Source organism: Saccharothrix tamanrassetensis (assembly GCF_014203665.1).
In the GTDB taxonomy this organism is placed as follows: domain Bacteria; phylum Actinomycetota; class Actinomycetes; order Mycobacteriales; family Pseudonocardiaceae; genus Actinosynnema; species Actinosynnema tamanrassetense.
In genome coordinates, this window is the sequence record NZ_JACHJN010000013.1 from 1 (window position 1) to 12,725 (window position 12,725).

Here is a 12,725-nt window from a genome sequence, read left to right on the forward strand (position 1 = left end):
GCCGACCCAGGAGCACCCCCAGGACACGGGTCGAACAACGCGCGTTCCGACTCAACTCCCGGGAGATCAACTCCCGCTCCTCGAACGACAACAACACGCCACCGGCCATACGACAACCCCACCACCCGACGGACAAGATCAAAACCGCTGTCGCCATGACCGTATGACACCGCCATGGTTGTCTTTGACCAGGACATGCGGGGAGGACACACAGCCTGCTCGTATCTTTTAGGCTTTGGCTTTCATGGGATCCTTGGCGGTCTGCCCGTCCGGCGAGGACGCTTTTCAAACTTGGTGCCGCATGGATCTTAGAAATAAGAGCGACGCTCGCCGCTTGGCAGACCTCCGGGGAGGAAAAACAAAGAAAGGGCGGTCGTGTTCTCCCCGCATGGCCTGTCAAAGACCACCGCGCTTGTCCGGGTAGTGCAAGCGGTGAAGCGTGCTTGCACTACCCGGACAAGCGCGGTAGCCCTCCGGGCAGGCCATACGGGGAGAACACGAGGCGACGGGTCTGTGTGCGCGCGCACGGGCGGTCTGGGTGGGCGTGCCGGCGAGAGTGGTCGGGCGCGGAAGGGTGATTCTGCGGGTGGGTACGGGTGGTCCTCCTGGTGTGCGTATGTGCGCGAAGGTGGTCGGCTCGGTCGGCGGAAGTGAACCCACACCAACGAGTGACACGCGCTGTCAGTGGGAGCGGGCCGCCCTACCTTCGATGGGAGTTCGCCACTACCTGGAGGTTCTCCGTGCGCAGGTACGTGTCAGTCGGCTTGGCAGTCGCCGCGGTGCTGTCGACAGCCACCGCCCCTTCGTTCGGCACAACCGACCCGCTGGCCCAGTTCACGACACAGCAACTCACGTGGTCCCGCTGCGAGAAGATGCTCGAATGCGCGGACGTCATCCTCCCCCTCGACTACTCCCGCCCGAGCGCCGACCGCATCTCCGTCCGCATCAGCCGCCTGAAAGCCTCCGATCCGACCCGTCGGCGCGGCATCCTCGTGCTCAACCCCGGCGGCCCCGGCGGCTCCGGCATCCGGATGCCGCAGTTCCTGTCCCAATCCGCCCCCGCGGCCGTCTACGACCTGATCGGCTTCGACCCGCGAGGCGTGGGCCGCTCCACCGCGCTGAACTGCCGCATGGCCCCCGACCTCGCCTCGGTCGACTCCCGCCCGACGGACGCGGACTTCCCCAAGTGGGCAGCGGAAGCGCGCGCCGCGGAGGACGCCTGCCAACGCTCGGGCGGTGCCATCCGGCCGTACATCAACACCCCGAACACCGCGCGGGACCTGGACGTGATCCGCGCCGTGCTCGGCGAGGAGAAGCTCAACTACCTCGGCTACTCCTACGGCACCTACCTGGGAGCCGTCTACGGCAGCCTGTTCCCGCAGCGGCTGGACCGGAACGTGCTCGACTCCGCCGTGCACCCCGAGTGGGTGTGGCGCGAGCAGTTCCGCGCGCAGGCCGTCGCCTACCGCCGCAACGTCGAGATCTGGGCGGAGTGGGTGGCGGCGCGCAACGACGTGTTCTCGCTCGGCACGACGGCCGCCGAAGTCATGGCCGTGCTGGAGAAGATCGCCGCGCGCCTGGCCGTGAAGCCGATCGGCGACCAGAACCGCACCATGTTCGACTCCGCGGTGGGCGTCGGCTCCCGCTACCGTCCACTGTGGTCGGACATCGCGGCGGCCGTGCGGAACCTCAAGGACGGTTCGCCCGCCGAGTCCGCCCAGCTCATGGCACGCGCAGCGGAGGGTGACCTGGTCTCCGGCGTGTTCAGCACCGTCACGTGCGAGGTGGACTGGCCCACCGACGTGGAGACCTACTACGAGGACATGCGGGTGTTCCGCGAGCGCTACCCGTACGGCTTCGGCGTGGTCCGGGCCGCTCCGGCGAGCTGCACCTACCGCTCGTTCACGCCGCCGGAGCCCGCCGTGCCCCTGCGTCGGGACGGGTACCCGATCGGGGTCGTCGTGCAGGCCGAGGGCGACACGCAGACCCAGTACGAGAGCGGGCCGGCCATGGCGTCCCGGCTCGGCCACAGCCTGATCACCGTCACGGACGAGGGCAGGCACGGCATCTACGGCGCCGGCAACCGGTGCGTCAACGCGGAGGTGGACCGCTACCTGGTGGACGGCGTGCTGCCGGACAGCAGCTCGGAGTGCCCCGGCGACCCCCGCCCCACCTCCGGCAACCCGTCCTCCGCCGTGCACGTGAAGTCCTATCTGGACGGTCGCGGGCTCGCCGCGTGGAACCAGGGCGACTAGGCCCGCGAACACCCCCGGGAACCGGAAACGCCCGACGCGCACGAAGCGCGTCGGGCGTTTCCCTCTCCCCGGTCCCCACCGGTGATTCCACTCTGGACTGTTCCCGCCTCCCGCGCCACGTCAGTCACTCTTTCGTGCCGGCACTTCAGGTTGCCGGGTGAAGCGGGCTGGGAAACGATCCCCCCGGCAACGTCGTGCGACTTTTCGAGGAGGGGCGTCGTGGGCTCCCAGATCTCCGAAGGACTCGGCCAGGCGTGGGCGATGATCGCCACGTTCGTGCCGAAACTCCTCGGCTTCCTTGTGGTGCTGTTCATCGGCTGGCTGATCGCCAAGGCGCTCGCCAAGGGGGTCGGGTTCCTGCTCAAACGGGTCGGTTTCGACCGGCTGGTGGAGAAGTCGGGTCTGGGCGGCGCGATGGACCGGTCACCGATCGACGCGTCCGGCCTGATCGTCAAACTCGTCTACTACTTCGTGCTGCTGATCGCCTTGCAGCTCGCCTTCGGGGCGTTCGACAGCGACAACGCGGTGAGCGCCCTGCTGAACGACGTCATCGCCTACTTGCCCCGCATCGTGGTGGCGATCGTGCTGGTGCTGGTCGCCGCCGCGATCGGCAAGGCGTTGCGCGGCCTGGTCGCCGGCGCGCTCGGTGACCGGCCGTACACCAGGCTGCTCGGCGGCATCACCTACGGCTTCATCGTCGCCCTCGGTGTCATCGCGGCGCTGAACCAGCTCGGCATCGCGGTCTCGGTGACCATGCCGGTGCTGATCACCGTGCTGGCCACGGTCGCGGGTGTCATCGTCGTCGGTGTCGGCGGCGGTCTGGTCCGGCCGATGCAGCAGCGGTGGGAGGGGTGGCTGCGGCGAATGCAGGAGGAGGCCTCCAGCCACGCCCCTGCCCCGCGCAAGTCCCAGGAGCCGGTGACCGCCTCGACCTCCGCCTCCGCACGCACCTCCACCCGCCAGATGGACGCCCCCACGCCGCCCGCCGGGCTGCCGATCCCGCCCACCGAGCGCCGCTAGCCGGCCGGCCCGCGGCCGGGAGCCGATCCGGCAGCGGGAGCTCGATCCGGCGATGGCCGACCGGCCCCGCGACAGCCGGCCGGCCGCACATCGGGAAGTCGATCCGACAGCGGAAGTCGGTACCGGAGCCCCCGCCCCACCCGGGCGGGGGCTCCTCGCGTTCCGGTCAGCCCGGGTCGTCCGCGAACGCACGGGTCCGGGCGACGGGCACGGCGGCGACGACGAGCGGCGGCACGAGGCCGACGCGACGGCTCTCATGCGGTGGGAAGGTAGGCGGTGACGGTGTGCGCCTGCTGGAGTCAAGGTGTCCACGAGGGCTGTGGGGCACGTTACGTCGGGAATCCGGCGGCGCCGCCCGATGTTCCCCGCGAAGAGACGATGGGAGAACGCGATGCACGTCCTGATGGATCACGGCTTCACGGTCTTCGGCCAGAAGGTCTCCTACGCCGAGTTCATCGGCCAGGTGTTCGCCCTGGTGGTGGTCTACCTGGCGCAACGGCGGTCGCTGTGGACGTGGCCGGTCCAACTGGTGTCGGTCACCCTGCTCTTCGTCGTCTACGTCTCCGCGCACCTCGGCGGCACGGCCTCCCGCCAGGTGGTGATCGCGCTGATCACGCTGTACGGCTGGTGGGCCTGGACCCGTCGCCGCGACCCGGTGTTCGGCGTCGTCGTGCGCAAGGGCACCACCCGCGAACGCATCGCGGTGGCGGCCGTGTTCGTGGTCGGCACCACGGGTTTCGCGCTGGTCCTGGACGCGCTGGACGCTTCCTGGGCGCCGTGGCCGGACGCGGCGCTCTTCGTCGGCACCGTGCTGGCGTTCGCCCTGCAGGGCTTCGGCCTGGTGGAGTTCTGGCTGGTGTGGCTGGTGGTGGACGCGATCGGCGTGCCGCTGCAGATCCAGTCCGGGCTGTACTTCAGCGCGCTGGTCTACTCGGTGTTCGCGGTGCTGGTCATCCGGGGCTGGATCGACTGGAACCGGGAGGCCAGGCGCGCGGCGGCGGTCGCCGCTACCGCCCGCTGAGCGCCTTGGCCACGTTCCAGGACAGCTGGTCCATCTCGGCGTCGCGCGCTTCGGGGTTGCGAAGGCAGTTGTGCAGCGCCCCCTGCATCATCCGGGTGACCTTGTCGTAGTGCACGGCGTGCGGTCGGTTGCGCGCCTTCTCCACGGCCACCCGCAACACGGCGAGGTGCGGCAGCCGGCTGTTCAGGTCGGGCTCCAGGTACAGCGGGCGCAGCGTCGGCGGGTAGCCCGCCTGCTCCAGCAGCACCCGCTGGCTGTCGTCGCCGGCCAGGAAGCGGATGAAGTCCCGCGCCGTGGCCTGGTGCGCCGAACACCGGGACACGGCGAGGTTCCAGCCGCCCAGCGCGCCGTGTCCGGGCAGCGCGGCCATGCCGAACTTCCCCTTCAGCGGGGAGGCTTCCAGCACCGAGCGCGCGTACGGCCAGTTGCGCATGAACAGCGCCCGGCCCTCCAGGAACTCCCGCAGGCTCGCCGTCTCGTCGTAGGACAGCACGGCCTGCGGGATCCAGCCCTTCCGGAGCCCCTCGGCCAGCATCCCGACGCCCGCCTTGGCCTGCGGGGTGCCGAGCCCGGTCGCGTCCCCGCCGTGCGCCCACACCGCTTCCAGCGCGTTCACCGTCAGGCCCTCGTACTGCCCGAGTTGTCCCACGTAGCCCGCCAGCCCGTACTCCGGCCCGAACGCGGTGGCCATCCCCTCCAGCGCCTGCCACGTCGACGGCGGGTCGGCGCGCTCGGCGGTCAGCACGTCGGAGCGGTAGTAGAGCACCCCGACGTCGGCCCGCCACGGCACCGCCCACAGCCGGCCGTCGGTGGTGGAGGCGGACTCCACGGCCGCCGGCAGGAACCGGTCGGTGCCGAACTCGCCGCGCGACAGCGGGACCAGATAGCGGGACTCGGCGAACTCCGTCGTCCACACCACGTCCAGGGTCATCACGTCGTAGCACTGGGACCGGACGTCGTCCCGCGCGCCCGCCAGGTCCTGCGCACGGGCCATCAGCTGCGCCCGGTACGCGTCGGTGGACCTCGGCATCGGTACGTAGGTGACCTGCTCCCGCCGGCTGGCGCGCTGGTTCCACTCGTCCACCCGCTGCTTGATCACCCTGCCCGAGGACAGGTCCTGGCTGTCCACGAAGGTGATGCGCCCGCGCCCCTCGTGCGCCGGGTCGGTCGCGTGCACCGTGCACGCCGTCAGCAGGCACAGCACCCACAGCAGCCACCGGTGCCTAGCCATGCGAGCCCCACAGCCCGTTCGCCACCAGGTCCAGGGCCCGGTCGACGTCCTGCTCCTCGAAGCAGTCGCCCCGGTAGGAGGCCCGGAACGCGCCCAGCTGGGTGACCGCCGAGCAGGCGCGGGCGGCGAACCCGACGCTGAACACGGTCACCGGCGCGGCCAGCACCGCCGGTTGCGGCGCGGCGTCCGGGGTGGTGCCGCTCAGGATCACGATCGGCAGGTCCGCCCCGTGCGCCAGCACCGCGCGCTCGACCACCTCGCCGAGGTCGGCGGGTGAGAAGTCCAGGCGGTGCACCTCGCCGTGCGCCCCGACCTGCCCGGTGATCCGGTCGGCCAGCCGGTTCGCCCGCTCCGACCCGTCCACCGCGAGCACCAGCCCGGTCGGTCGGCTCGCCGCCGCCCACGCGGCGCGCACCGCCGCCGGGTCGACGGTCACCGCCAGCTCCGGCTGCCGGTCCGGTCGGATGCCCTCGTGCGTCTGCGGCACCCACTCCCGGTCCCGGAAGCCGGCCTGCCGGAACGCCTCCTGGGCGGGCCCGGCGACCAGGTGCGCCAGGAACCGCCCGACCACCCGGTCCCGCCGCTCGTTGGGCCGGGCCGGCCGGCGCACCGAGATGAACGGGTGGTTCAGGTGCAGCGTGCCCTCCGCCGGGTACAGCGGCTTGAGGCACGCCAGGTCGCGGACGGCCTTCTCCGAGGCGAGCACCGCCCGGTCGGCGGCCGGGCACACGTCGGTCGGGGTCGGCGCGGTCCGCAGCACCGCCTCCCGCAGCCGGCTCGCCACACCCGGTCCGTGCAGCGTGGTCCGGCCCAGGGCGGTGACGCCGAGCTCGGACCGCAGCAGCGCGGCGGCCGCCGCCAGCCCGGCACCGGACTCGCCCGCGTCCACCGGGGCGAGCGGCCGGAACGCGGCCAGGTCGCGCCACCGGAACTCCTGCTCGCGGGCACGTCCGGGCGCGACGCCGAGCACCAGCGGGGAGTAGGCGATCGAGCCGTGGTCGTCCAGCGCGACGTCGGCCCGCCCGCCGCCGGTCAGGGTGTTGCGGACCTCCTGCACCTCCCACCGGGTGTCCGGCAGCCACACGTGCGGCTCGGGTCCGGCGGCGGCCAGGTCGCCGTCCGGCCAGCCGCGACCCAGCACGGCCGCGGTCCGCGCCGACGGGCCGACCGCGACGTGCACGTCCACCTGCTTGCAGCCGCTGTCGTCCGGTCCGCGGGTGCCCTCCTCGAAGTCGGCCGCCAGCCCGCGCACCACGTCCGCCTTCTCGACCGAGGCCAGCACGTTGAGCTGGACCGAGTCCGGGCACGGCGGTGACGCGGGCGGGGTGCCCAGCAGCACGTCGCAGAACAGCGGGACGGCCAGCAGCACGGTCAGCGCGGGCACCGCGAACCTCGGCGTGCGCCGCGTGCGGCCGGGTTCCGGGGGCGTGCGGGGGTGGTCCGGCCGGCAGATCCAGGCGGTGCCGCGGACCTCCTTCACGTCCACCGCGACCGGTCGGTACGAGTCCGGGTCGCACCCCGGGTCCTGCCGGACCACGTCCTGGAAGAACCGGTCGGACACGATCAGCGCGAGCACGCCCGGCCGCCGCTTCAGCTCCGCGCGCAGCGCCTCGCAGTCCAGCAGCCGGAACGCGAGCACCAGCCCGTCGCCCATCACGCCGTTGCCGTCGTTGAGCACCTCGCCCGCGGTGATCGCCGCGCGCAACCGGATCCCGGCCTGGGGCGTGAACATGGCGTTGTACCGGCGCAGCTGGCCGACCAGGGCGTGCGGCAGGGCGCTGACCACCCGGCTGTTCGGCACCCCGGCGGGCACCAGCACGAACAGCCCGTCGCCCCGGTCCTCGTGGTAGGTGCCGTCCCAGTCGTCGGTCCACTCGATGCCGCACTCGGCGAACGCACTGCGCAGCGCCTCGTACAGCCCGTGCCGGATGGCCCGCTGCTGGCTCAGGTCGCGCGCGCCGAAGCCGGACACGTCCACCGCCAACATCGTCCGGTGGACCGCGGGCCGCGGCGTCCCCATTGCCCCCCTCGTCGGAAGTCTTCCGCCGATCCTATGGTGTCGGTCACAGCCGGCGGGCCGGATCGCCCTGGCTGCCGGCCCGCGGCGTGCCCGCCGCGCCGACCACCGAAGCCCGCCCGGCGCACCAGCCGGCCGCTCAGCGCTGCGGAGCCGTCACGACGCTGCGGCACCCGCCCTTACGGTCGCGTGGCGCCCCATGGGCGTTTCAGGGGCCGTTATGGCGTGGCTGGGCGTCCACCCCCGCCCGCTCGGTGATCACCTCGGGGATCGTAGGAGCGCCCGCACCGGCGAGGACCGCAAAAAGGCGCGTGGGGCGCCACCCGATCGGGTGGCGCCCCACGCGGGGAGGTCCGGAGGTCAGGCCAGGCCCGCGTCCGACGTGGACGGCCCGGCCGCGGTCACGTCGTCGATGCGGTACTTGCGCGCCGCCTGCACGACCAGCGACTGCTGCACCTCGCCGCGCTTCGCCAGCGCCGCCAGCGTGGCCACGGTGATCGACTCCGCGTCGACCAGGAAGTGCCGCCGCGCCGCCGGCCGGGTGTCGGAGAAGCCGAAGCCGTCCGTGCCCAGCGTGGTCATGTCGGTCGGCACGTACGGCCGGATGAGGTCCGGCACGGCCGTCATCCAGTCCGACACCGCCACCACCGGGCCCGCCGCGTCGGACAGCGCCTGCGTCACGTACGGCACGCGCGGCTCCTGGTCGGGGTGCAGCAGGTTGTGCCGGTCCACCGCCACGGCTTCGCGGCGCAGCTCCGAGTACGACGTCGCGGACCAGACGTCGGCGTGCACGCCCCAGTCCTCGGCCAGCAGCCGCTGCGCCTTGATCGCCCAGGGCATCCCCACGCCGGACGCCAGGATCTGCGCGCGCGGGCCCGTGCCGGACGCCACCTGGTAGCGGTACAGGCCCTTGAGCAACCCCTCCACGTCCAGGTCCGCCGGCTCCGCCGGCTGCTGGTACGGCTCGTTGTAGACGGTCAGGTAGTAGAAGACGTTCTCGGCCTCCTCGCCGTACATCCGCCGCAGACCGTCCCGCACGATGTGCGCCACCTCGAACGACCACGCCGGGTCGTAGGCGACCACGGCCGGGTTGGTGTGCGCCAGCAGCAGCGAGTGCCCGTCGGCGTGCTGGAGGCCCTCGCCGGTCAGCGTGGTGCGGCCCGCCGTCGCGCCCAGCACGAAGCCGCGCGCCATCTGGTCCGCCGCCGCCCACAGGCCGTCACCGGTCCGCTGGAACCCGAACATCGAGTAGAAGATGTAGATCGGGATCATCGGCTCGCCGTGCGTGGCGTACGAGGTGCCCGCCGCCGTGAACGACGCGGTGGAACCCGCCTCGTTGATGCCCTCGTGCAGGATCTGACCCTGCTCGGACTCCTTGTACGCCAACATGAGCTGGGCGTCCACGGACGTGTAGAGCTGCCCGTTCGGGTTGTAGATCTTCTGCGCCGGGAACATCGAGTCCATGCCGAACGTGCGCGCCTCGTCCGGGATGATCGGCACGATCCGGCCGCCGATCTCCGGGTCCTTGGCCAGGTCCCGCACCAGCCGGACGAACGCCATCGTGGTGGCGACCTCCTGCTTGCCCGAGCCCTTGCGGATCACGTCGTAGACCTTGTCGCCGGGCAGCACCAGCGCCTTGGACTTGGTCCGCCGCTCCGGCACGTAGCCGCCCAGCTGCTTGCGCCGCTCCAGCAGGTACTGGATCTCCGGGGAGTCCTGGCCGGGGTGGTAGTACGGCGGCAGGTACGGGTCCAGGTCCGCGTCCGAGATCGGGATGCGCAGGCTGTCCCGGAACAGCTTCAGGTCCTCGTGGGTCATCTTCTTCATCTGGTGCGTGGCGTTGCGCGCCGCGAAGTGCGGGCCCAGGCCGTAGCCCTTGATGGTCTTGGCGAGGATGACCGTCGGCTGGCCGTGGTGCTCCACCGCCGCCTTGTACGCCGCGTAGACCTTGCGGTAGTCGTGGCCGCCGCGCTTGAGGTTCCACACCTCGTCGTCGGTCATCGGCGCGACCAGTTCCTTGGTGCGGGGGTCGCGGCCGAAGAAGTGCTCCTTGACGTACGCGCCGTCGTTCGCCTTGTAGGTCTGGTAGTCGCCGTCCGGCGTGGTGTTCATCAGGTTCACCAGCGCGCCGTCGCGGTCGGCGTGCAGCAGGGCGTCCCACTCGCGCCCCCAGATGACCTTGATGACGTTCCAGCCCGCGCCGCGGAAGAACGCCTCCAGCTCCTGGATGATCTTGCCGTTGCCGCGGACCGGGCCGTCCAGCCGCTGGAGGTTGCAGTTGACCACGAAGGTCAGGTTGTCCAGCTGCTCGTTCGCGGCGACCTGGAGCAGGCCGCGCGACTCCGGCTCGTCCATCTCGCCGTCGCCGAGGAACGCCCACACGTGCTGGTCGGAGGTGTCCTTGATGCCCCGGTCGCGCAGGTAGCGGTTGAACCGCGCCTGGTAGATCGCGTTCATCGGGCCCAGGCCCATGGAGACGGTCGGGAACTCCCAGAAGTCCGGCATCAGCCGGGGGTGCGGGTAGGACGGCAGGCCGCCGCCGGGGCCCGCGTGCGAGAACTCCTGGCGGAAGCCGTCGAGCTGCTCGGCGGACAGCCGGCCCTCCAGGAACGCGCGGGCGTAGACGCCCGGCGAGGCGTGGCCCTGGATGAACACGTGGTCGCCGCCGCCGGGGTGGTCCTTGCCGCGGAAGAAGTGGTTGAAGCCGACCTCGTAGAGGCTCGCGGACGAGGCGTAGGTCGAGATGTGACCGCCGACACCGACGCCCGGCCGCTGGGCGCGGTGCACCGTCATCGCCGCGTTCCACCGGATCCACGCCCGGTACCGGCGCTCCACCTCCTCGTCGCCGGGGAACCACGGCTCGCGCTCGGTGGGGATGGTGTTGACGTAGTCCGTGCTGGTCAGCGACGGTACGCCGACGTGGCTCTCCCTGGCCCGCTCGAGCAGCCGCAGCATCAGGTAGCGGGCCCGCTGCTGCCCGCCGCCGTTGAGCGCGGCGTCGAAGGACTCCAGCCACTCCGCGGTCTCCTCCGGGTCGATGTCCGGGAGGTGGGCGGCCAGGCCGTCACGGATGACGCGCACCCGTTCGGGAGTGTTCTGGGGGCTCAAGGGATCTCCTCGTTCCTGGGGTCTCTGACTCCCATCGTCACCTTCGGAGCCCGATCCCGTCACCGCTACCGGTGAGTAGTTCCGGATCGTGCCTCTCGCGCGCGCGAATAGGAGGTATGTAGAGCGTGCCTCATCCGGATGGCGGAACGCATCCGGGGGTACCCGATGCGGCGTGTCACGGGCCTTACGGTTGCGCTTAGCAGGCCCGACAGTGTTCGCTAACCGCGACTGGTAGTGACATCGCGCGGCAGTCGAACCGGCTGCCGCTCTTGTGTACTTGGAGGAGTGGAAGCCGTGGTCGCCGCGGAAGACGCCGGCAAGATCGGTGTCGCCGACAGGCTCGGGATCGAACCGGGCAGCGTGGTCCAGGAGATCGGCTGGGACGAGGACGTCGACGACGACCTGCGTGCCGCCGTCGAAGAGCGAATCGGCAGCGATCTGCTCGACGATGACGCCGACGAGGTCGTGGAAGTGGTCCTGCTGTGGTGGCGGGACGACGACGGCGACCTGGTCGACGCCCTGATCAACGCCACCGGTCCACTGGCCGAGGAGGGCGTGATCTGGGTGCTGACGCCCAAGACCGGGCGTGAGGGCCACGTCGAGCCCAGCGACATCGCCGAATCAGTGGCCACCGCGGGACTCGCCCAGACCTCCAACGTCAGCGTGAGCACCGACTGGATGGCCACCCGTCTGGTGGCGCCGAAGTCGGCCAAGAGCAAGCGCTGACCAGACCGCCCGTCCCCGGTGCCGCTAGGCTCGACGGCGGGCTCCGCACGCGTGGAGCCCGTCTTGTCGGGTGCACGGATTTCCGGTGGAGGGCTAAGGCATGGCGGTCGAGGTCGGTTCGGAAGCTCCGGACTTCACGCTCAACGACTACAACAAGCAGCCGGTGACGCTGTCGTCGTTCCGCGGCGGGCGCAACGTCCTGCTGGTCTTCTACCCGTTCGCGTTCAGCGGTATCTGCACCGGCGAGCTGTGCCAGGTGCGCGACGAGCTGGCGGCGTACGAGGACGAGAACGTCCAGGTCCTCGGTGTCTCGGTGGACACCCCGTTCAGCCTGAAGGCGTGGGCCGAGCAGGAGGGCTACCAGTTCCCGCTGCTGTCGGACTTCTGGCCGCACGGCGAGGTGGCGGCGCGGTACGGCGTGTTCAACGAGGCGGCGGGCCTCGCCAACCGCGGCACGTTCCTCGTCGACGCCCGGGGCATCGTCCGGTACGCCGAGGTCAACGCGCCCGGCGAGCCGCGTGACCAGGAAGCGTGGAAGAAGGCCGTGGCGGCCCTGAAGGCCTGATAGCGTTCCCGCGTCGTCCCGTCGCGGGCGGCGCACCAGGGCGTGTAGCTCAGCGGAAGAGCACTCGGTTTACACCCGAGCGGTCGCAGGTTCGAATCCTGTCGCGCCCACCACCGTTCTCGTGCGTACCCACCGTTGTTCCCGCCGGGCGCGCCCGTTGTCGTCCCACGTTCGTCGTGCGCCCTGCTCGCTCGATCTTCACCACCGTTCTCGTCGACCGGACCGGGCTGTCCGTCCACTTGGGACTGTGGCCGGCTTCACGTTTCAAGACCAATGATCGAAATCTCTCCGTAATCGTCGCAGGTGGTTCCGCGCGGCTATTTTCTTATTGCTCGATCAATCATTCGTGAACGCCCCGATCGAGCTATTGCGTCACCGTCGGCGGTCCGGGGACGCTGGACGCATGCGCAATCCGGAGCTACACGTCGAGCTCCCGCCCGACCTGCCGGGCGACCGCTATGAGGGCATCCGCCACGCCGTGTCCAGCCTGCTGGAACTGTGGGGAGTGCCGGACGGCAGTGCGCAATTGGTGAGCCGGGCCCCGGACCCGGCCGGCGCCACCGGAAACGGCACTGCCGAGTAGCGGTAGTGGGCTGTTCGAGTGATTCGAGCCCGTCCTGACGACGGCCGCCGACCCATTGCGGGCAACGGCGGCCGTCGTCGTGTTTAAGCTGTCCGGGTCCTTGATCAGCCCCGGTCCCGTCGACGCGCACGCACCCCGGCCACCGCGGCGGCCACCGCCAATGCCGCCGAGGCCGTTTGCAGCGCGGCCGTCGCCAACT

The 12,725-nt window shown here is 71.0% G+C and carries 9 protein-coding genes and 1 tRNA gene; 7 read left to right on the forward strand and 3 right to left on the reverse strand.

Annotated features, from left to right (window positions below):
* Positions 1–740 precede the first annotated feature (740 nt).
* From FHS29_RS31710 to pnuC, 3 genes are all read left to right on the forward strand, one after another.
* On the forward strand, positions 741–2,255 hold the full coding sequence (locus tag FHS29_RS31710; protein ID WP_312865190.1) for an alpha/beta hydrolase: 1,515 nt from the start codon (positions 741–743) through the stop codon (positions 2,253–2,255).
* 219 nt (positions 2,256–2,474) lie between these two features.
* Entirely contained in the window at positions 2,475–3,275 is an 801-nt protein-coding gene (locus FHS29_RS31715) for a mechanosensitive ion channel family protein (protein WP_184697185.1), read from the forward strand.
* Between the two features lie 391 nt (positions 3,276–3,666).
* Entirely contained in the window at positions 3,667–4,296 is a 630-nt protein-coding gene (pnuC, locus tag FHS29_RS31720) for a nicotinamide riboside transporter PnuC (protein ID WP_184697188.1), read from the forward strand.
* Here the strand turns inward: pnuC and FHS29_RS31725 are convergent.
* The 3 genes from FHS29_RS31725 to aceE all read right to left on the reverse strand — a co-directional run bounded on the left by FHS29_RS31725 (position 4,283) and on the right by aceE (position 10,652).
* Positions 4,283–5,527 carry an ABC transporter substrate-binding protein gene (locus tag FHS29_RS31725; RefSeq protein ID WP_184697191.1) on the reverse strand — a complete coding sequence of 415 codons (1,245 nt, stop codon included), beginning with the start codon at positions 5,525–5,527 and terminating at the stop codon, positions 4,283–4,285. The genes pnuC and FHS29_RS31725 overlap by 14 nt on opposite strands.
* Positions 5,520–7,547, reverse strand: coding sequence for a substrate-binding domain-containing protein (locus FHS29_RS31730; RefSeq protein WP_184697194.1), 2,028 nt, complete (start codon positions 7,545–7,547; stop codon positions 5,520–5,522). Before FHS29_RS31730 ends, FHS29_RS31725 begins: the two co-directional genes overlap by 8 nt.
* Before the next feature lie 357 nt (positions 7,548–7,904).
* The gene (gene aceE, locus FHS29_RS31735; protein ID WP_184697197.1) at positions 7,905–10,652 is read right to left on the reverse strand and encodes a pyruvate dehydrogenase (acetyl-transferring), homodimeric type; all 2,748 of its coding nucleotides are present in this window, start codon (positions 10,650–10,652) and stop codon (positions 7,905–7,907) included.
* 294 nt (positions 10,653–10,946) lie between these two features.
* Here aceE and FHS29_RS31740 point away from each other — a divergent pair, with 294 nt between their 5' ends.
* From FHS29_RS31740 to FHS29_RS31755, 4 genes are all read left to right on the forward strand, one after another.
* Positions 10,947–11,378 carry a DUF3052 domain-containing protein gene (locus FHS29_RS31740; RefSeq protein WP_184697200.1) on the forward strand — a complete coding sequence of 144 codons (432 nt, stop codon included), beginning with the start codon at positions 10,947–10,949 and terminating at the stop codon, positions 11,376–11,378.
* Between the two features lie 100 nt (positions 11,379–11,478).
* Positions 11,479–11,943: a peroxiredoxin gene (locus FHS29_RS31745; RefSeq protein WP_184697203.1), complete on the forward strand. Its 465-nt coding sequence runs from the start codon at positions 11,479–11,481 to the stop codon at positions 11,941–11,943.
* 38 nt (positions 11,944–11,981) lie between these two features.
* Positions 11,982–12,056: transfer RNA gene (locus FHS29_RS31750), tRNA-Val, on the forward strand.
* Positions 12,057–12,346: 290 nt separating this feature from the next.
* On the forward strand, positions 12,347–12,526 hold the full coding sequence (locus FHS29_RS31755; protein ID WP_184697206.1) for a hypothetical protein: 180 nt from the start codon (positions 12,347–12,349) through the stop codon (positions 12,524–12,526).
* Positions 12,527–12,725: the final 199 nt, after the last annotated feature.

Coding starts and splice junctions, on each gene's coding strand:
- pnuC (WP_184697188.1), top strand. CDS start 3,667: ATGCACGTCCTGATGGATCACGGCTTCACGGTCTTCGGCCAGAAGGTC.
- FHS29_RS31725 (WP_184697191.1), bottom strand. CDS start 5,527: ATGGCTAGGCACCGGTGGCTGCTGTGGGTGCTGTGCCTGCTGACGGCG.
- FHS29_RS31730 (WP_184697194.1), bottom strand. CDS start 7,547: ATGGGGACGCCGCGGCCCGCGGTCCACCGGACGATGTTGGCGGTGGAC.
- FHS29_RS31745 (WP_184697203.1), top strand. CDS start 11,479: ATGGCGGTCGAGGTCGGTTCGGAAGCTCCGGACTTCACGCTCAACGAC.
- FHS29_RS31755 (WP_184697206.1), top strand. CDS start 12,347: ATGCGCAATCCGGAGCTACACGTCGAGCTCCCGCCCGACCTGCCGGGC.